General features: G+C 72.1%; 18 protein-coding genes and 1 pseudogene. 8 read left to right on the forward strand and 11 right to left on the reverse strand.

The features are described 5' to 3' along the window. Positions 1-58: 58 nt before the first annotated feature. Positions 59-394 carry a cation:proton antiporter regulatory subunit gene (locus ACNKF0_RS21820; RefSeq protein WP_366916463.1) on the reverse strand — a complete coding sequence of 112 codons (336 nt, stop codon included), beginning with the start codon at positions 392-394 and terminating at the stop codon, positions 59-61. Next, positions 392-1,249, reverse strand: a pseudogene (locus ACNKF0_RS21825) (ATP-grasp domain-containing protein); the annotation flags it as partial. The gene ACNKF0_RS21820 and the pseudogene ACNKF0_RS21825, both read right to left, overlap by 3 nt. A gap of 52 nt (positions 1,250-1,301) precedes the next feature. On the opposite strand from ACNKF0_RS21825, the gene ACNKF0_RS21830 reads away from it, so the two are divergent. Next, on the forward strand, positions 1,302-1,805 hold the full coding sequence (locus tag ACNKF0_RS21830; RefSeq protein ID WP_416954854.1) for an ATP-dependent zinc protease: 504 nt from the start codon (positions 1,302-1,304) through the stop codon (positions 1,803-1,805). 152 nt (positions 1,806-1,957) lie between these two features. Here ACNKF0_RS21830 and ACNKF0_RS21835 read toward each other — a convergent pair whose 3' ends face one another. Then, complete coding sequence (locus ACNKF0_RS21835; protein ID WP_416954856.1) at positions 1,958-3,271, reverse strand: hypothetical protein; 1,314 nt, start codon at positions 3,269-3,271, stop codon at positions 1,958-1,960. A gap of 209 nt (positions 3,272-3,480) precedes the next feature. Between ACNKF0_RS21835 and ACNKF0_RS21840 the strand changes: the two genes are divergently transcribed. From ACNKF0_RS21840 to ACNKF0_RS21850, 3 genes are all read left to right on the forward strand, one after another. Further along, positions 3,481-4,980 (forward strand): carbohydrate-binding domain-containing protein, encoded by a 1,500-nt coding sequence (locus ACNKF0_RS21840; RefSeq protein WP_416954857.1) that lies wholly within the window; start codon positions 3,481-3,483, stop codon positions 4,978-4,980. 51 nt (positions 4,981-5,031) lie between these two features. After that, complete coding sequence (locus ACNKF0_RS21845; protein WP_416954858.1) at positions 5,032-5,460, forward strand: hypothetical protein; 429 nt, start codon at positions 5,032-5,034, stop codon at positions 5,458-5,460. 111 nt (positions 5,461-5,571) lie between these two features. Then, the gene (locus tag ACNKF0_RS21850) at positions 5,572-6,519 is read left to right on the forward strand and encodes a succinylglutamate desuccinylase/aspartoacylase family protein (protein WP_416954859.1); all 948 of its coding nucleotides are present in this window, start codon (positions 5,572-5,574) and stop codon (positions 6,517-6,519) included. 286 nt (positions 6,520-6,805) lie between these two features. On the opposite strand, the gene ACNKF0_RS21855 is transcribed toward ACNKF0_RS21850, so the two are convergent. Beyond that, complete coding sequence (locus ACNKF0_RS21855; protein ID WP_416954860.1) at positions 6,806-7,624, reverse strand: IS110 family transposase; 819 nt, start codon at positions 7,622-7,624, stop codon at positions 6,806-6,808. A 401-nt stretch (positions 7,625-8,025) separates the two neighbouring features. Between ACNKF0_RS21855 and ACNKF0_RS21860 the strand changes: the two genes are divergently transcribed. Continuing rightward, the gene (locus tag ACNKF0_RS21860; protein WP_416954861.1) at positions 8,026-9,234 is read left to right on the forward strand and encodes a cysteine desulfurase-like protein; all 1,209 of its coding nucleotides are present in this window, start codon (positions 8,026-8,028) and stop codon (positions 9,232-9,234) included. A 2-nt stretch (positions 9,235-9,236) separates the two neighbouring features. Here ACNKF0_RS21860 and ACNKF0_RS21865 read toward each other — a convergent pair whose 3' ends face one another. Next, positions 9,237-9,482, reverse strand: a complete 246-nt coding sequence (locus ACNKF0_RS21865) for a hypothetical protein (protein ID WP_416954862.1) — start codon at positions 9,480-9,482, stop codon at positions 9,237-9,239. 253 nt (positions 9,483-9,735) lie between these two features. Between ACNKF0_RS21865 and ACNKF0_RS21870 the strand changes: the two genes are divergently transcribed. Beyond that, on the forward strand, positions 9,736-10,779 hold the full coding sequence (locus tag ACNKF0_RS21870; RefSeq protein ID WP_416954863.1) for a DNA polymerase IV: 1,044 nt from the start codon (positions 9,736-9,738) through the stop codon (positions 10,777-10,779). Positions 10,780-10,842: 63 nt separating this feature from the next. Here the strand turns inward: ACNKF0_RS21870 and ACNKF0_RS21875 are convergent, their stop codons facing one another. The 4 genes from ACNKF0_RS21875 to ACNKF0_RS21890 all read right to left on the reverse strand — a co-directional run bounded on the left by ACNKF0_RS21875 (position 10,843) and on the right by ACNKF0_RS21890 (position 16,463). Beyond that, a complete protein-coding gene (locus tag ACNKF0_RS21875) occupies positions 10,843-11,550 on the reverse strand; it encodes a ZIP family metal transporter (protein ID WP_416954864.1) in 708 nt (235 codons plus the stop codon). A 19-nt stretch (positions 11,551-11,569) separates the two neighbouring features. After that, entirely contained in the window at positions 11,570-13,048 is a 1,479-nt protein-coding gene (locus tag ACNKF0_RS21880; protein WP_416954865.1) for a peptide MFS transporter, read from the reverse strand. Between the two features lie 76 nt (positions 13,049-13,124). Further along, the gene (locus ACNKF0_RS21885; protein ID WP_416954866.1) at positions 13,125-15,668 is read right to left on the reverse strand and encodes an ABC transporter permease; all 2,544 of its coding nucleotides are present in this window, start codon (positions 15,666-15,668) and stop codon (positions 13,125-13,127) included. 3 nt (positions 15,669-15,671) lie between these two features. Further along, entirely contained in the window at positions 15,672-16,463 is a 792-nt protein-coding gene (locus tag ACNKF0_RS21890; RefSeq protein ID WP_416954867.1) for an ABC transporter ATP-binding protein, read from the reverse strand. A 116-nt stretch (positions 16,464-16,579) separates the two neighbouring features. On the opposite strand from ACNKF0_RS21890, the gene ACNKF0_RS21895 reads away from it, so the two are divergent. Next, a complete protein-coding gene (locus tag ACNKF0_RS21895) occupies positions 16,580-17,182 on the forward strand; it encodes a LysE/ArgO family amino acid transporter (protein WP_416954868.1) in 603 nt (200 codons plus the stop codon). Positions 17,183-17,380: 198 nt separating this feature from the next. Here ACNKF0_RS21895 and ACNKF0_RS21900 read toward each other — a convergent pair whose 3' ends face one another. Then, a complete protein-coding gene (locus ACNKF0_RS21900; protein ID WP_416954869.1) occupies positions 17,381-17,572 on the reverse strand; it encodes a hypothetical protein in 192 nt (63 codons plus the stop codon). A gap of 48 nt (positions 17,573-17,620) precedes the next feature. Here ACNKF0_RS21900 and ACNKF0_RS21905 point away from each other — a divergent pair, with 48 nt between their 5' ends. Next, the gene (locus ACNKF0_RS21905) at positions 17,621-18,247 is read left to right on the forward strand and encodes a hypothetical protein (RefSeq protein ID WP_299926957.1); all 627 of its coding nucleotides are present in this window, start codon (positions 17,621-17,623) and stop codon (positions 18,245-18,247) included. Between the two features lie 50 nt (positions 18,248-18,297). Here ACNKF0_RS21905 and ACNKF0_RS21910 read toward each other — a convergent pair whose 3' ends face one another. Beyond that, positions 18,298-19,251 carry a helix-turn-helix transcriptional regulator gene (locus ACNKF0_RS21910; protein WP_416954870.1) on the reverse strand — a complete coding sequence of 318 codons (954 nt, stop codon included), beginning with the start codon at positions 19,249-19,251 and terminating at the stop codon, positions 18,298-18,300. Positions 19,252-19,277 lie beyond the last annotated feature (26 nt).

Consider the following 19,277-nt stretch of genomic DNA (forward strand, 5'->3'; position numbering starts at 1 on the left):
GGTGCATTGCAGCAGCGCGCGCAGATCACAGCGGAACCTGCTGGACGCAACGTTTGGGTCAGTTGCTCTCCGGCGGCAGGTGCTTCTTCATCAACCGCCGGACCCGCTTCTGCTTGCGGTCAGGGATCATCGAGCGCATCTCCTCGAGCTTGCCGAAGCAGAGGAGGCGGTCCTCGCCCTCGAGCACGGTCTTGTTGCGCGGGTTGGGGATGACGTGGGGTCCGCGGTGGAGGGTGAGGACCGTGATGTCGCGGTCGTCGAGGCCGGAGTCGCCGAGCTTCTTGCCGACCATGTCGGAGCCGGCGTGGACGACGATCTCGGCGACGCCGTAGCCGGTCGAGACAGTCAGCCGCTGGCGTACGTCGATGTCGGGGAAGGCGACCTGGTTGGCCATGTAGTCGACGATCGCGCCGGCCACGTCGAGCTTGGTCGCGGTCTCGATGCCCTCGAGGCCGGGTGAGGAGTTCACCTCCATCACCTGCGGGCCCTTGCGGCCCTCGAGCATGTCGACGCCGGCGACGCGCAGGCCCATGATCTGCGCGGACCGCACGGCCACGCGCTCGAACTCCTCGTCGAGCTCGACCGGCTCGACGCTGCCGCCGCGGTGCACGTTGGACCGGAACTCGTCGCCCTGCGCGACGCGCCGCATCGCCGCGACCACGCGGTCGCCGACGACGAGGGCCCGGATGTCGCGGCCCTTGCTCTCCTTGACGAAGCTCTGGATCAGCACGTTCTGCCGGGTGCTCTGCAGCGTCTCGATGATGGCCTCGGCGACCTTGATGGTCGGAGCGAGGATGACGCCGATGCCCTGGGTGCCCTCGAGCAGCTTGATCACGACCGGCGCGCCGCCGACCCGCTCGATCGCCGGGATCACGTCGGCGCGGTCGCGCACGAACGTCGTGGCCGGCATCGGGATCTTGTGGCGCGACAGGATCTGCGTCGCGCGCAGCTTGTCGCGGCTGTTGGCGATGCCATAGCTCGTGTTGGGCGTGTAGACGTCCATCTGCTCGAACTGCCGCACGACGGCGGTGCCGAAGTAGGTGATCGAGTTGCCGATGCGCGGCAGCACGGCGTCGTACGACGACAGCTGCTTGCCGCGGAACAGCAGGTCGGGTTCCTCTCCCGAGAGGTCGATGCCGAAGCGCAGCGTGTTGAGCACCTTGACGTCGTGACCGCGGTCCACGGCGGCGGTGCGGAGCCGCTGCGTGCTGTAGGACCGCGGGGCCCGGGACAGGATGGCGAGCTTCATGGTCAGTCATCCAACCACCTGCCCCAGAGGCCCCACCTGCCAAGATGGCCCGGTGGACTCCGCCCCCCTGTCGCCCGGCCCGGGCGAGGTCGACGACGCCAAGGTCGTCGTCGGCTGGCGCGAGTGGGTGGCGCTGCCGCAGGCCGACGTGGCGTGGGTGAAGGCCAAGATCGACACCGGCGCGAAGTCGTCCTCGATCCACGCCTTCGACCTCGAGGCCCACCAGCAGGACGGCCAGGAGTGGGTGCGCTTCTCGATCCACCCGTGGCAACGCTCCGACGAGGACCACGTCGAGCTCAGCCTGCCGGTGCTCGACATGCGCGAGGTGCGCTCGAGCAACGGCCAGGTCGAGAAGAGGTACGCCGTCGCGCTCGACGTGACACTCGCCGGTCGCACCATCACGACGGTGATGACGCTGAGCAACCGCGACGAGATGGGCTTCCGGATGCTCATCGGCCGCGAGGCGCTCGAGCGCGGGTTCCTCGTCGACTCCTCGGTGTCGTACGCCGGCGGGCGACCGCGGCGGGCCGTCCGGCGGAAGAACTGGGGCAAGTAGCCCGCGCATCCACACGTGTCCGAGGAGTTGCCCTCGGCGGCGCGGATCGAGGGCGACATTGCGGACATCTGTGCGCACGTGCGGCGGTCGTGGCCCTCGAAACGGTGATCCAGGGGCCAGACCCGCCGCACGTGCGGCGCCGGGGCCCCTGCTCAGCGGAGCTTGATCTCGCAGCTCTTCAGCTTCTCACCGCTGCACCGGTCGCGGTTGGCGTTGCCGTTGATCGTGTCGCGGCCCGGGCCGCCGACCAGCAGGTCCCTGCCACGGCTGCCGCGGATGGTGTCCCGGCCGCCGTCGCCGTAGACCTTGATCTGCGACTTCCGGGAGTCGCAGTCGAGCAGGTAGCCGTCCTCACCGGTACGCGCCGAGGCGATGTCGTCCTTGCCGGCGCGGCCCCGCACGGTCGCCTGGCAGGCGTAGAAACGGATCTCGTCGGCCTTCTTCGTGCCACGCAGCTGCAGCTTCTTCGCGCCCAGGCGGGACGTCTCGAACTCGACGAACCGGCCCTTCACGGTCTTCCCGCCCTGCCGCATCCGCATCTTCCCGGAGGCCATGTCGAGGGAGAGCCGAGGGCCGGCCCACAGGTCGACGTGGTCGTTGCCGTCCCCGCCGACGTACCAGCTCTTCGACCCGCCCGCACCGTCCGGGGAGAGCAGGGTGTCGTCGCCACCGCCGAGGAAGAAGCGCTGCCGACCGGGATCCGAGAAGGACGTGTAGATCGACTCGGCGCGGTCGCTGCCGTCGAACCGGAACGCGCGCGGCGCCTCGGTGCCGGCGAAGCTGAAGTTGTCGAAGCCCGTCCACCGCAGCGTGACGAAGCCGTCCGTCGTCAGCGTGCCGGCGGTGGCGTCGACCACCGCGTGCCCCGTGCCCAGGTCGGGGACCAGCGTGCTGCCGGGCGCCGCGGTCGCGTCGAGGCGGGCACCCTCGGTCATCGGACCGGACCAGTAGACGGTGCCACCCGCCTCGACCACGACCACGTCGCCGTTGGGCACCCCCGGGGATCCGGACACGACGGAGTCGACGAGCTCGCCGGCGCCCGTGCGGATCGTGTCCGGCTCCGTGTCGACTCCTGCGTCGCCCGCGACGACCCAGTCACCGCCCCGGGCGGAGCCGGTGTAGGTGTCGCTGCCCGCGCCGAGCGTGGCCGCCATCGGTCCTCGCGAGGCCGAGGCGTCCACCACGTCGTCACCTGCACCGGTCACGAGGTCGAGCTCTGGGAAGCGACCCGCGGACTCGGTCACGCACACCAGGTCGTCGCCGCCGCGGGTGTCGATCTGGGTGGCGCCGTTGGTCACCACCACGTCTGCTCCGGGGGTTCCGACCAGGTCTCGCTGCAGGTAGGAGCCGACGATCGTCGCCGGCTGCCCGTGGCAGGTCTCACCGGCTGCCTGCGCGGTCGGCGCGGTGAGCAGCGTGGCGGCAAGGACTCCGGTGGCGAGTCCGGCGGGCAGGAGGGGGCGCATGCGGTTCCTTCGGTCGGGGCGGTCAGACGGTAGACGCAGGCACACCCCGAGAAGTTGCTCCGTGGGGTGACCGGGTCTCGTGACAGGCGCCAGGGCGCCTTCCTCGACCGACGTTGCGGCTCACAGGGGACGCACAAGGTCAGCCCACGGCGCGGACAGGTGCGGCGCACACCATCGGGGCATCCGACCTCCACGAAAGGCCGCACTCCATGCGACTCCTCCCCCTCCGCCAGGCCGTGGCCGGGACCCTGGCCGCCGTCCTCCTCGCGGGGTGCGGCGCGTCCGTGGCCGGCACCGACGGCACCGCCTCCACCTCGCCGAGCACCACGACGAGCTCCGCCGCCACCGTCACCGCGGACACCAGCGTGGAGGACGTGCTCGACGACGACGTCGAGGTGGAGACCGGTGACACCGCGTACGACGAGGCCGACGCCACCACGATCACGCTGTCCGGCTCGGGTGCCGAGTCCGACGACGATGCGGTCACGGTCGCGGACGGCACGGTCACCATCTCCGCTGCCGGGACGTACGTCCTCTCCGGCGACCTCACCGGCCAGGTCGTCGTCGACAGCCCCGGTGACGGCGTCGTACGCCTCGTCCTTGACGACGCGACGATCACCTCCGAGACGACCGCGGCGATCGACGTCGTGGACGCGGAGTCGGTCGTCGTCGTGCTCGCCGACGGCAGCAGCAACGCGCTCGCCGACGCTGCGACGTACGCCGACACGTCGGAGGACGCGCCGACCGGCACGCTCTACTCCACGGCCGACCTGACCATCGGCGGCACCGGGTCGCTGACGGTGACCGGCAACAGCAACAACGGCATCGTCGGCAAGGACGGCCTGGTCATCACCGGCGGCACGATCGACGTGACGTCCGTCGACGACGGCATCCTCGGCAAGGACTACCTCGTCCTCTCCGACGGGACGGTCACCGTCGACGCCGTCGGCGACGCGTTCAAGTCCGTCAACACCGAGGACGCCGGCGCCGGCTTCGTGCTGATCGAGGGCGGCAAGCTCACCGTCACCTCGCAGGACGACGGCATCAAGGGCGTGCAGGTGCTCGTCAGCGGCGGCACCGTCGACGTCGCCGGGTCCACCGAGGCGCTCGAGGGTTCGCTCATCGTGATCGACGGCGGCGACCTCGAGCTGCACTCGGCCGACGACGGGGTCAACGCCGCGTCGTCCGACGACAGCACGGCCACCGACGGGCAGCCCGGCGGCGCGGTGGCGGCCGACGACTCGGTCCACCTCGTCGTCAACGGCGGCACCCTCGAGGTGTGGGCCAGCGGTGACGGCCTCGACTCCAACGGTGACGCCGTCATCACCGGCGGCGACATCGCCGTCCACGGCCCGACCACGGACGGCAACGGCGCCCTCGACGTCAACGGCACGTTCGACATCAGCGGCGGCACGCTGCTGGCCACCGGCAGCGCCGGAATGATGGTCGCCCCGTCCACCGACTCGGCCCAGGGCTGGATCGCCACCGCGCTCGGCACGACGGCCGCGTCCGGTGCGGAGGTCGTGATCAGCGACGCCGACGGCGCCGAGGTGGCGACGTACACCCTCGCGAAGGACGCCGCCTCCGTCGTCTTCTCGTCCGCCGACGTCGAGCAGGGCGCGACCTACACCGTCACCGTCGACGGCACCTCCACGTCCGTGGCCGCCGGCGAAGCGCCCGCCGGCGGCCACGGCGGCCCGATGGGCTGACACCCCCCGACCGCACCACTCCCACCTCCTGCTCCCCACGAAGGAACCGACATGACCGAGCACTCCCTCCCCACCCCGCCTCCCGCCGGCGACGCGCCCGCACCGCCCCCCGCCCCCGCCCGCCGCACCTGGCGCGACCGCCTCCCCTCCGGCCGGAAGGCCGTGGCCGCGGGCGCCGTCGCGGCCGGACTCGCGATCGGCGGCGTCGGGTTCGGGGCCGGGTACGCCGTCGGCGACGACGGCGCGGCGGACACGACGACCACGCAGACGACCGACGACTGGGGTCAGCGCGGCTACCCCGGTGGTCCCGGCGGTCCGGGCGGCTCCGGTGACATGGGCGCCCCGCCCGGCGACCTGGGCCAGGCCCCGGGCGGCACGACCGGCCAGTCGCCCGACTTCGACGGCGACGGCGTACCCGACAGCGACCTGGACTCCGACGACTCGGGGTCCGCCACGGACTCGGCGACGCAGAACAGCTGACCCCGCGATCCGCCCGCCCCGGCCCCTCCGTTCCCCCCGGGAGGTGGTCGGGACGGGCCTGTGCGCGCACTACCCTGACGTCGTGATCGCTGCCGACCGGAGAGCTGCCTAGTGGCGCGCGAGTCCTTCGCCATCGGCGGCGTGCGGATCCGCGCCGGGACGGTGCGCGCGCTCGAGCTGCCGATCACCCGGCTCGTCACCGGCGCCGACGTCACGCTGCCCGTGCGGGTGGTCCACGGCCGCGAGGACGGCCCGCGCGTCTGGATCGACGCCGCGATCCACGGCGACGAGGTGGCCGGCGTCGAGGTGGTCCGCCAGGTGATGGCCGGCCTCGACCCCAAGACGTTCCGCGGCACGCTCGTCGCAGTGCCGATCGTCAACGTGCTCGGCTTCATGACCGGCGACCGCTACCTGCCCGACCGCCGCGACCTCAACCGGTCGTTCCCAGGCTCTGCGCGCGGCTCGCTCGCCGGCCGCATCGCCCACCTCTTCATGCGCGAGATCGTGGCCGGCTGCGAGGTCGGCATCGACCTGCACACCGGGTCCGACCGTCGCAGCAACCTCCCGCAGGTGCGCGCCGACCTCGACGACCCGCGTACGGCCGAGCTGGCCGCCGCGTTCGGCGCGCCGGTGATGCTGCACGCCCGCATCCGCGACGGCTCGCTGCGCCACGCCGCCGGCGAGCACGGGGCCAAGGTGCTGCTCTACGAGGCCGGCGAGAACCTCCGCTTCGACGACTACGCCGTCGAGGCCGGCGTGATCGGCGTACGCCGCGTGCTGGCCGCGCTCGGCATGACCGAGGCGATCGTCGAGCCGCCCGTCGAGCCGAGCCTGGAATGCCGCTCGAGCGGCTGGGTGCGCGCCCGCCGCACCGGCATCCTGCACCTGGACGCGCACCTCGGGCAGAAGGTCAGCGACGGCGAACGCCTCGGCACCCTCTTCGACTCCTTCGGCAAGACCCTCCGCGCGGTCTACTCCAACCGCGACGGCATCGTGATCGGGCGCACCGAGGCGCCCCTCGTGAACTCCGGTGACGCGGTCGTGCACATCGCCAACTGATATGGAGTGACCTCCTGTCAAGAGGCAGGGTGAGGCGCCCGTCCCGGTGTTCGGGGCGGGCGCCTCGTGCTTCGTCGTCGTGGGTGCTGGCGAGCGTGTCGTTGGCGACGCGCGGTCAGACTGATATGCGCGGGTTGGGTACCGCAGGACGGTGCTTTCGGCAGGAGCGGGACCGCGTGTCTAGCAGCGAGCGTCACGGACGAGATGTCCGTTGCTCATAGTTGTTTCGCGGGTCGCTCCACGCGCTGCCACCAGCCCGGTGGACGACGGAGCAGATCGTGGTCGGCTACTCCTCGAGAACTGCCAGGGACCAGCACCAGCCGGCCAGCTCACGGGCGATCGCGACGTTGGCGATGGTGGGCTTCTTGCTGCGCTCGATGAACCTCACCCACCGCTGGTGCAGTCGGCGGTTGCCCTCGTCACCACGGGCCCGCGCGGCGGCAGGGGCCAGGTCCCACCGATCGCGCATGGTCTTCCCGACCCGGTAACGGGAGCGGTGGTGCCACGCGGCCTCGACCAGGAGCCGCCGCACATGGGTGTTGCCGGTCTTGGTGATCGACCCCTGCACCCGCGAGGTGCCGGAGGAGTGCTCGCTGGGCACCAGGCCCACGAAGGAGCCGATGGTGTTGCCGGTGAACCGGTGCCAGTCGCCGATCTCGACCGCCAGGGCGAACCCGGTCAGGGTGCTCACCCCGCGCAGGCACCCCAGCCGCCGCACCAGTGGCGTGAACTCGGAGCTGGCGGCCATCTCACCGATCGCGTCATCGAGCCGGTCGCGACGCGCTTTGGTGACCAGCACCGTGTCGTAGTCGGAGTCGAACGCCAACCGGGTCGGCCGACCGCTCAGCTGCGGCAGCGCCTCGTGGCGCAGCCACGCATCGTGCTTCCCGGTCCACGCGTCACCGTCGTAGTAGACGATCCCGTGGCGCAGCAGCAGCTTCGACAACCGGTGCCGAGCCCGCATCAGATCGCCTCGGCAGTCCTCCCGCGCGCGGACCAGGTCACGGGCGGCCTCCTGGTCCGCTGAAGGGATCGCGACCGCGGTGACCTCGTCGAGTCGCAGCAGCCGGGCCAGGTGAACCGCGTCCTTGGCGTCGGTCTTCACCCGATCCCCCGAAGGGCTTCTGCAACTTCGACGGTGCCGCGACCACACACCGGACCCCCGCAGCAGCCAGGTGACGATGCAGCCCGAACCCGGTCGGCCCGGCCTCATAGGTCACCGCGACCGGACCCGGCAGGCCTTCGATCCACGACCGGACGTGCTCATACGACGGGGTCAGCTTCGTCTGGACCAGCTCGCCCGTGACGCCATCGATCGCCGCTGCCGCGACAGATCGTGCGTGCACGTCGAGCCCAACGCTCGTAGAACACCGGGGCCTCCCACAACTGTTGGATAGGCCGAGCAGGCCAGCCCTACTCGGTAACCCACGACCATTTGTGAGTGAGGCCCCGGCCCGCAACCCCTTCACCGCGAACGGGTCACTCATACCGTCTAGCGTGCGAGGCATGTCGTTCGACGCTCATGCCTTTGATGTGGCGGCCTTCCGCGCCGGCTTCCCCTCGCTCGCCTCCGGGATCGCCCACTTCGACAACCCCGGCGGCACCCAGACGCCACAGGTGGTCGGTGACGCGATCGCACGCACCCTCACCGGTCCGCTGTCGCAGCGCGGCTCGGCACTGGTCAGCCAGCGCAACGCCAACGACGCGGTCGCCGGCTTCCGTTCCGCCGTCGCGGACCTGGTCGGCGGCGACCCCGGCGGGGTGGTCCACGGCCGCAGCGCCACCGCGTTGACGTACGACGTCTCCCGCACGCTGGCGCGCACGTGGTCGCCCGGCGACGAGATCGTCCTCTGCGAGCTCGACCACGACTCCAACGTGCGGCCGTGGATCCAGGCCGCCGAGCGGGCCGGCGTGACGGTGCGGTGGCTGCGCCTCGATCCGGCGACCGGCGAGCTCGACCTCTCCTCGCTCGACGAGATCACCTCGCGGACACGCCTGGTGGCGCTGACGGCTGCCTCGAACCTGCTCGGTACCCGGCCCCCGGTCGTCACCGTCGCGGCGCGGGCGCACGAGGTCGGCGCGCTCGTCCACGTCGACGCGGTGCACCACACCGCGCACGCGGCGCCCGACATCACCGCGATGGGCGCGGACTTCCTGGTGTGCTCGGCCTACAAGTTCTTCGGGCCGCACTGCGGCTCGCTGGTCGCGGACCCCGCGCTGCTCGAGACCCTGCGCCCGGACAAGCTGCTGCCGTCGACCGACGTGGTGCCCGAGCGCTTCGAGCTCGGCACGCTGCCGTACGAGCTGCTCGCCGGCGTCACCGCGGCCGTCGACCTGATCGCCTCGCTCGGGTCGGGCGACACCCGGCGGTCTCGGCTGGTGTCGGCCGCTTCCTCGATCGCCGCCCACGAGCTGCGGCTGCGGGAGCGGATCGAGGCGGGGCTCGCGTCCATCGGCGACGCCCTCACCCTGCACTCACGCGCCGCGGACCGGACCTCGACGCTCTTCCTGACGCTGCGTGACCGCTCGCCGCTCGACGTGTTCGAGCACCTCGCCAAACGTGACGTGCTCGTGCCGGCCGGCACGTTCTACGCCCACGAGACCTTCCGCGCCCTCGGCCTCTCGGTGGACTCAGGGCTCCGGATCGGGCTGGCCGCCTACAACGACGACTCCGACGTGGACCGGCTGCTTGAGGGGCTGGCCGAGGCGCTCTAGCGTCAGTCCGCCAGCTGGCCGTCGTCGACCTGCTCGGCGACCTCCTCCGAACCGGCGCCCTCCTCGTGGGCGCTCGAGTCGAGCTGGTCGGTGTCGACCGTGTCGCCGACGGAGGCGTTGCCCGCGGGCTCGGCGTCGAGCGCCCGCTGCCGGTCGGCGTCGCTGACCCGCTCCCCCGCGCCGGGGAACGCGGACTCCTCCGGGTGCTCGGCGTAGGGGTCGGGCCCGGTGGGGTTGTCGCTCGTCATGGTTGCGACCGTACGCCGACGGCGTACCCGCGCGATCCTCCCCAGGGGTGGCGGCAGATCGCCGCTCCGCCGCCACACCCCCGGCCCGGAACAGCCTGCTGGCCGGGGATTCCCGAAGTTGTCAGGCCGTGCCCGGGGCAGCATGTTCAGGAACCGCCGGCTGGCCGGGGATCGCTGAAGTTGTCAGGGTCTTCCGCGCGATCTCGCCCGCGCAAGGCCGTCGGCTGTCGGAACCCCGGGCCAGAATGGGCGGATGCCGCAGCACTGGGTGCTCCACGTCGACATGGACCAGTTCCTGGTCGCGGTCGAGCTGCTGCGCCGGCCTGAGCTGGTCGGGCTGCCGGTCGTGGTGGGCGGCCGGGGCGACCCGACCGAGCGGGCGGTGGTGTCGACGGCGTCCTACGAGGCCCGCGCGCACGGCGTACGCAGCGGGCTGGCGCTGAAGCTCGCCAAGCGGCGCTCCCCGGACGCGGTGTTCCTGCCGGTCGACTTCCCGGTCTACGAGGAGGCGTCGGCGCGGGTGATGGAGACGCTGCGGGCGACGCCGGGCGCCGTGGTCGAGGTGCTGGGCTGGGACGAGGCGTTCGTCGGCGTCGAGACCGACGACCCGGTCGCCGCCGCCCGGCAGGTGCAGGCGGCGGTGCTCGAGGCGACCGCGCTGCACTGCTCGGTCGGCATCGGCGACACGCTGGTCCGGGCCAAGATCGCCACCGACTTCGGCAAGCCCCAGGGCGTCTTCGAGCTGACGCGGGACAACTGGATGGAGGTCATGGGCCACCGTCCGACGACGGCGCTGTGGGGCGTCGGGACGAAGATCGGCGCACGTCTGGAGGCGATCGGCATCCGCACCGTCGCCGACCTCGCCGGCGCCGAGGAGGAGGCGCTCGTCGCCGCGTTCGGACCGACCAACGGTCCCCACCTCGGGCGTCTCGGTCGCGGCGGTGGCCGCTCCCGCCCCGACGACACCCCGTGGGTGGCGCGTGCCCACGGCCGCGAGACGACCTACCAGGCCGACCTCACCACGCCCGACGACGTACGCGCCGCGCTGCGCGAGCTCGCCGCGCGGGTCGTCGACGACGTACGCAAGGAGGCGCGGGCGGTGCAGCGGGTGCACCTCAAGATCCGGTTCGCGCCGTTCTTCACCTTCACGAAGGTCCGCAAGCTCGCCGAGGCGACGTACGACGTCGACGTGATCGCGCAGACCGCCTTCGAGCTCTACCTCGCCCTCGGCGACGACCGCCCGGTCCGGCTGCTCGGGGTGCGCGGCGAGATGGTCCCGCCCGACGGCGGTTATTGAGCCGGACAGTGGAGCGCGCGGCCGCTAGGTCCGGCCGCTGGCTCCACTGTCGGCGGGCGGACCTCAGGTCAGCAGCGACAGGCCCGCGGCGAGCGCGAAGCCGGCGACGGTGGCCAGGCCCGCCCAGTCCCTCGCCTTGTCCTTGGCCTCGGGCACCATCGAGTCGATCAACATCGTGAGCAGCGCCCCGGCGGCGAAGCCGTCGACGAACGCCTGCGCGTCGCTGGACACCGCGTCGGCGACGGCCGTGCCGGCGACCGTCGCCAGAGCGCAGCACGCCGCGACCACCGACCACAGGCCGAGCACCGAGCGTCGCGAGCGACCGGCCGACCGCATGTCGGCGGCCGAGCCGATCGCCTCGGGCAGGTTGGAGGCGAAGATCGCTACCACCAGCGCGGCGCTCACGCTCCCACCCGACGCGATCCCGATGCCCAGCACCGCCTGCTCCGGGATGCCGTCGAGGAACGCCCCCACCGCCAGCGGAGCGCCGGCCGACGAGCCGCCCGAGCGCCCGCCCCACCACTCGACCAGCCGGTCGGCGGTGAAGTACGTCAGCCCTCCGAGCGCCAGGCCGCCGGCGACGGCGTACCCGCTGCCGATCCGCAGGCCCTCCTCGGCCAGCTCGAACGAGACGCTGGCGATCAGGGCGCCGGCACCGAAGCCCAGCACCAGCCCGACGACGAGCGGTGACCACGTGCGTACGAGCGCGAGGACGGCGCCGACCACCAGCGAGCTGGCGGCCAGGGCTCCCCATCCGAGCGCCTCGATCACCCGAGCAGCATGCCAGCGCTCAGTCGACGCCCGCCATGAGCTTGTGGATCGGCTTCGACGCGAGCATCACCACGACACCGGTGACGACCGAGGCAAGACCGACCCAGAGGAAGAACGGCGTCTCCGCGGCCTCGTCGTAGTAGCCGGCGAGCGTGCCCGCGAGCGCCGTGCCGAGGGCGATGGAGAGGAAGTAGAGCGCGACCATCTGTGTCGTGTACTTCTTCGGGGCCAGCTTGGTCGTGGCGCTCAGGCCCACCGGCGAGATGAGCAGCTCGACCAGGGTGAAGACCAGGAGGATGCCGACCAGTCCGAGCAGCGGCGCGCTGTTCTCACCGCTCGGCATCGGCAGGAAGCAGAAGAACGCCACGCCCATCAGGGCCGTGCCCGCGCCGAACTTCAACGGGGTCGCCGGCTGGCGGTCACCGAGCTTGGTCCACACGGCGGCGAAGACACCGGCCAGCACGATGATGAAGACGGGGTTGATGCTGTTGACCCACGACACCGGCATCTCCCAGCCGAACAGGTCGCGGTCGAGCCGCTTGTCGGCGTAAAGGGTGACGACGGTGAACTGCTGCTGGTAGAGCGACCAGAACACCACGTTGCAGACGAACAGCGGCATGAAGGCGAAGATGCGGCTGCGCTCGGCGCCCTGCACGTCCTTGTCGGAGAGGATCAGCGCGAAGTAGCCGATCGCGGCAAGCAGGCTGATGCCGATGACGATGTTGGCCAGCCGATCGAGGGTGATCACCCCCACCCAGGCGAGCACGCCGACCAGGAACAGCGCGGCGAGGCCCAACAGGACGTACGCCACGCGCTTGTCCACCGGCAGCGGGTTGGCGACGTGGTGCGTCTCCTCCGGCAGGTTCTTGCGGGAGAGGGCGTACTGCACCAGGCCGAGCGCCATGCCGACCGCCGCGGCGCCGAAGCCCCAGTGGAAGCCGGCCTCCTTCTGCAGCAGGCCGGTCAGCAGCGGGCCGAGGAGGGCACCGATGTTGATGCCCATGTAGAAGAGCGAGAAGCCCGCGTCCCGGCGGGTGTCGTGCTCGTCGTAGAGCGAGCCGACCAGGGAGGTGGCGTTGGCCTTCACGCCGCCGGAGCCGAGGGCGATCAGCACCAGCCCGATTCCCACGCCGCCGAGCCCGGGCACCAGGGCGAGGGCGACGTGACCGGCCATCACGCAGACCGCGGAGTAGAACAGCGTCCGCTCGGGGCCGATCAACCGGTCGGCGAGCCAGGCGCCCAGGATCGTCGAGAGGTAGACCGCACCGCCGTAGGCGCCGACGATGCCCGTGGCGACGCCCTCGTCGATGCCGAGGCCGCCGTCGGCAGCCGAGTAGTACAGGTAGATCAGCAGGATGCCCTGCATGCCGTAGAAGCTGAACCGCTCCCACAGCTCGACGCCGAACAGGTTGGCCAGCACGCCGGGCTGGCCGAAGAAGCGGCTGTCGGACCTGCTGTCCCGGCGGGTTTCGGGCGTGCTCTGGTGGAGATCGCTCACCGGGTCACGGTGCCACCGGGCCCCGGGTTCGTCGGCACCCGGGGCCCGGTGGCGTGAGCCGGATCACGCCTGGTGGCTACTCCGTCGCGATGGCGTCGAGCACCTTCATCCGCGACGCGCGGATCGCCGGGACGATCGCGGCGAGGACACCGAACACGACGGCGATCACCAGGAACACCACGAGCGAGCCGAGGGGCAGGGACAGCACGGTGAGGTCCTCCGACAGCGACTGGCGCAGCGCCACCCCGATGAGCAGCCCGACCGCCAGGCCGAGGACCGCGCCGAGCACCGCGATGGCGATCGACTCCAGGGTGATCATCCGCCGCAGGCGCCGCCGCGACAGGCCGACCGCCCGGAGCAGCCCCACCTCGCGGGTGCGCTCGATGACGCTGAGGCCGAGGGTGTTGACGATGCCGATGACCGCGATGATCACCGCCAGGGCGAGCAGGCCGTAGATCATGAACAGCAGCTGGTTGACCTGCTGCTTGATCAGGTCGGCGAAGCCCTCCTTGTCCTGCACCGTCACGATCGGCAGGTCCTCGACGACCGCGTCGAGCGCGTCGTGCACCTCCTCGACGTCGGCGCCCTCGGCGACGTTGATGCTGAGCATGCTGTCGTTGCGCCGGAGGCCGGCGTCCTCGAGCACGCTGATCGGCAGGGTCACGCCCTGGAGGATCGGGGTGTCCTCGAAGACACCGACCACCTCGAGGTCCACGCTCTCTCCGCCCGGGAACGCCACCGGCAGGGTGGTGCCGACGTCGGCGTCGAGCTCGCCGGCGGTGGAACGGCTGAGGATCGTCTGGTCGCCGTTCATCTCCTGGGTGCCGCGCACCATGTCGAGCTCGTAGATCTCCCCGAACGACTCGTCGATCCCCGCGACGAAGGACTGGTCCTGCTCGACGAGCGCCACCGAGCCCTGCATCCGCGAGATCGTGCCGACCCCGTCGACGTCCTCCATCTGGTCGCCGACCTCGGTCGGAAAGCCCTGGAAGCTCGGGGACTGGACGAGGAAGTCGCTGCGGAACTCCTGGTCGACGAGCTCGTCGTTGGTCGCGCTGAGCGAGGAGGCCAGCACGCCGACCGCCGACACCACGGCCAGGCCGATCATCAGGGCCGAGGCGGTGGCGCCCGTACGCCGCGGGTTGCGCAGCGCGTTCTCCCCGGCGAGCTTGCCGGCGGTGCCGAAGAGCTTGCCGAAGACCGCCCGGCAGGCGATCAGCACCGGACGGCCGAGCACCGGCGCCATGACGGCGACGGTGATCACCCAGATCACCGAGCCCGCACCGATCCACGCCGCGTCGGCCCCGGGCGCGCCGACCAGGCCGGCGGCCATCAGGGCAGCGCCGACGAGCAGGGCGAGGGTGCCGAGGACGATCCGGCGGCGGCCGAGCGCCTTCTCCTGCACCGTCAGGTCGTCACGCAGGGCGGCGACCGGCGGCACCTTCGCCGCGCGCCGCGCCGGCACGAAGGCGGCGACCATCGTCACGCTGATGCCGACGACGTAGGCGGCGATGACCGTCATCGGGGTCAGCACCAGCACCTCGCCGGCGATGTCGAGGCCCTGCGAGCGGAACACCGCGGCCAGCCCGCGCGCGAGGCCGAGCCCGAGCAGGAGGCCGAGCGTCGAGCCGAGCAGTGCCATGAGGAACGCCTCGATCAGCACCGACCGCGTCACCTGGCGGCGGCTCGCGCCGAGGGCCCGGAGCAGCGCCGACTCGCGGACGCGCTGCGAGACGAGGATGGAGAAGGTGTTGAAGATGATGAAGGCGCCGACCACGATCGCGATCACCGCGAAGGCGATCAGGAAGTAGCCGATGACGTCGAGGAACTGCCCGATCTGCTCGTCCGACTCGTCGATCACCTCCTGCCCGGTGACGGCGGTGAAGCCGTCGGGGAGCACCGTCTTGGCGGCGTCGGCGAGCTCGGTCTGGCTGACCCCCTCGGCGGCCGTGAGGCTCACGGTGGTGAAGGCGTCCTCGCCGTCGAGGAAGACCTCCTGCGCCTGGCTCGTCTCGAGCAGCGCCAGCGTGGCACCGGCGGTGCCGCCACCGTTGAAGTTGGAGGTGCCGACGAGCTCGAACGACGTACGCAGCTCTCCGGTCGGCATCAGCAGCGTCACGTCGTCGCCGAGCTCGTAGCCGCCGCGCTCGGCGGACGAGGCGTCGAGGTTGATCTGGCCGGGCTGGTCGGGCCACTCGCCCGACTCGAGGATCAGGATCGGGTCGCCGGCGACGTTGACGCTGTCGTAGTAGTTGAAGACCAGCGTGGGGGCGCCGGTGCCGCCGACGAGCTTGCCGTCCTCGCCGAGGAGGTAGGCGCCGACCCCGTCGACGGACCCGTCGGCCGCGGCGACCTCGGGCAGGTCGGCCAGCCGGTCGACGACCTGCGGCTCGACGAGCTTGGTCGTACCGGCCCCCGAGGCCTGGAACGACACCTCGCCCTCGGTGCGGACGATCGCGTCGGAGGTGGAGCCCTCGATGATGTTGTCGAAGGTCGAGCCGAGCCCGTGGCTGAAGGTGAGGACACCGGCGAGGAAGCCGATGCCCAGCACGATCGCCAGCGTGCTCATGACCAGGCGGACCTTGCGGGCCACCAGGTTGCGCCAGGTGAGTCGGAACACCGCTCAGCCCGCCTTCTCGTCGGAGCGGGGCGCGCGGGCGGCGTCGGACAGGGCGCCCATCCGCTCGAGGATCGCGTCGCGGTCGGGGTCGCGCAGCTCGTCGACGACCTTGCCGTCGGCGAGGAAGAGGACCCGGTCGCTGTACGACGCCGCGACGGGGTCGTGCGTGACCATGACGACCGTCTGGCCGAACTCGTCGACGCTGCGGCGCAGGAAGCCGAGCACCTCGGCCGAGCTGGTGGAGTCGAGGTTGCCCGTGGGCTCGTCGGCGAAGACGATCGAGGGCCGGCTCACCAGCGCGCGGGCGCAGGCCACGCGCTGCTGCTGGCCGCCCGACATCTCGCTGGGGCGGTGGCTCAGCCGGGGGCGCAGGCCGACGGCGTCGACGACCTGGTCGAACCAGCCCTGGTCGGCCTTCTTCCCGGCCAGGTCGAGCGGCAGCAGGATGTTCTCCTTCGCCGTCAGGGTCGGCACCAGGTTGAACGCCTGGAAGACGAAGCCGATCCGGTCGCGGCGCAGGTTGGTCAGCGCCTTGTCCTTGAGCTTGCCCAGCGAGGTGCCGTCCACGACGGCCTCCCCGGACGTGGGCGTGTCCAGCGCCGCCAGGCAGTGCATCAGCGTGGACTTGCCGGACCCCGAGGGCCCCATGATGGCGGTGAGCTCCCCCTTCATCAGGTCCACGGTCACCCCGTCGAGGGCCCGGACCTGGGCCTCCTCCGAGCCGTAGATCTTCACCAGGTCATGTGCGCTTGCCGCGACGCTCTGCGGCGCCCCTCCCGTGGGCTGCTCAGTCATGGGTAGGAGTCTGGCAGGGGCCTCCGACGGACGGCCATGGGATAACACCCGCAACCGACCCTGACATCTGTCAGGGTCCGGCAGGGGTCTGGACCAGTGGCCCTAGGTTGTCCCGCGTGGGAGACGTCGTCGCGGGGCTGCTGACCGGGCTGTCCCTGATCGTGGCGATCGGCGCCCAGAACGCGTTCGTGCTCCGGCAGGGCCTGCGCCGCAGCCACGTCGGCCTGGTGGTCGCGATCTGCGCGCTGTCCGACGTCGTGCTCATCCTCGCGGGGGTCGCCGGCATCGGCGTCCTCGTCGACCGCGCCCCGTGGGCGGTCGAGGTGGTGCGGTGGCTCGGCGTCGCGTTCCTGACGGTGTACGGCGTCCTGTCGCTGCTGCGGGCCCGTCGGCCGCAGGCGCTCGACGCGGGGGACGGAGTCGTCGAGGCGCGCCGCGGCGTGGTCGCGCGGGCGGTCGCGCTGACCTGGCTCAACCCGCACGTCTACCTCGACACCGTCCTCCTGCTCGGGTCGATCGCCGGCACCCACGGCACCCCGGGTCGCTGGTGGTTCGCGCTCGGCGCGTGCGTGGCGAGCATCGGGTGGTTCGCCGGTCTCGGGTACGGCGCCCGGCTGGCCGCCCCGCGCCTGGCCAGCCCCCGCGCGTGGCAGGTGCTCGACGTGCTCGTCGGCCTGGTGATGCTGGCGATCGCCCTCCGGCTCGCCCTCGGCGCCTGATCGTCGTACGCCCTCCTGCCGCCCGCCGGGGGCCGCACCGCCTGCCTCTCGCAGAGTCCCCGCTCATGCGGGGAGTCCGCCACTTTGTGGGGCGTACAACCCCCTCCATGTGTCGGACTTCCCCCACAAGTCGCCTCAGGAGTACGCCGGCGGGTGCGGGCCGCGGCGTGAACCCGCGCGCCCGTCCGCGGTTCGGCGTCAGGAGTCCTGGGGAGCCCGGGTGGCGTCGGCGGCCTCGCGGGCGACGGCCTCGTCGTGGCGGGCGTGGAGCCGGTCGCGGACCTCGGACGGCTCGTAGTGGCGGCGTACGCGCTCGTCACGGGCGACGGCGGCACCGGTGGCGACCCCGGCGACGATGCCGGCCAGGCCGAGGAGCTTCCATGCGCGCATGGCGGGAGCCTAGTCGTCGGGGCGTGCGCGCTGGTGCAGACTGCGCGCATGACCCTGACCCTCGACCAGGCGGTGGACCTCACCCGGAGCGGCGACATCTGGCTGTTCCGCGGGCGCCGGGCGCCGGACCGGGCCATCCGCGCGGTCACCAACTCGCCGGTCAACCACGTCGGGATGGCGGTCGTCGTCGACGACCTGCCGCCGCTGATCTTCCACGCCGAGCTCGGCAGGAAGCAGCTCGACGTGTGGACGGGGGCCCACCACCGCGGCGTCCAGCTGCACGACCTGCGCGACGCCGTGGGTCGCTGGCAGACCGAGTACGACCAGGACGCTTGGGTCCGGCAGCTCCAGCCCGAGATCGGCCGCGACGAGGAGGACGGCATGCTGCGCGCGATCGCGCGGCTCGACGGCGTCTCCTTCCCCAGCCTGACCCGGCTCGGCGCGCGCTGGCTGCGCGGCCGCGACGCGTACGTCCCGCGTCGCAAGCGCGGGCAGCGCGCCACCCCCGAGGCGGCGTTCTGCGCCGAGATCGTGGCCACCTGCTACATCGAGATGGGCATCCTGCGCGACGACCGCCGCGCGACCTGGTACGACCCGGGCAAGTTCTGGAGCGGCGACTACCTGCCGATCTCCGACGGCTGGACCCTCGGCACGGAGGTCGCGGTCAGCCGCTGAGCAGGTCGAGTGCGCCCGCGGTAGCAGTCGCCGCGGGCCGCGCACTCGACTCACTCGACGGACGCCGCCAGCCGCTCGGCCACCACCCGGACCGCGGCGCGGAGCTCGGGGCCGCCCACCACCGTGAACGGGAACGGGACGTTCGCGAGCCACTCACCGGCGTACGCCTCGGGGTTGCTGGTGCTGCCCACCAGCTCGCACCGGCCGTCGGGGAGCTCGCGCAGGTCACCGAGCGTGGGACGGATCCACGGCCGCAGCTCGCCGACCGGGACGTCGAAGACGACGTGGGTCTCGTGCTCCCAGCCCTTGCCGAGGTTGGCCTCGAGCTCGGCGGCGGGATCGAGGTCGGCGGGGACGTCGAAGGTGCCCTCGAGCCGCTCGACGCCGGCGATCCGGTCGATCCGGAAGGTCCGCAGGGCGTCGGCGTGGTGGGAGTGGCAGAGGAGGTACCACCGGCCGTAGCGCACCACCACCGACCACGGGTCGACCTCGAAGGTGCGGGCGTTGCCGGCCGCGGTGCGGTAGTCGATGCGCACCTGCTGCTGGGCCGCCACCGCCGCGACGAGCCCGCTCGCGACCTCCGGGTCGGGTCGCACCGACGAGCGCTGCGGGACCGTACGCGCGGTCTCGCGCACCGCGGCCGCCTGCCGCGCGACGTTGGTCGGCAGCACCCGGAGGATCTTGCCGAGTGCGGAGCCCACCGGGTCGTCGGGGTCGGCGACCGCGTGGTGGGAGTCGAGGGCGGCCATCACCAGCCCGAGCGCCTCCGTCGCGGAGAACACCAGTGGCGGCAGCCGCAGCCCGCGCCCGAGGGTGTATCCGCCGTAGGGGCCGCGCGTGGACTCGACCGGGATGTCGGCCTCGCGCAGGATCGCGACGTAGCGGCGGGCCGCGCGCTCGGTGACCCCGAGCCGCTCGGCCAGCTCGGCGGCGGTGACCCCCGGCCGGGCCTGCAGGAGGTCCAGCGCCCGCAGCGCCCGCGCGGTCGGGCTGATCTCGCTCATGTCTGGATCCTGCCACCGGTTCCGGT

This window comes from Nocardioides sp. T5 (genome assembly GCF_048161455.1).
Taxonomy (GTDB): Bacteria; Actinomycetota; Actinomycetes; order Propionibacteriales; family Nocardioidaceae; genus Nocardioides.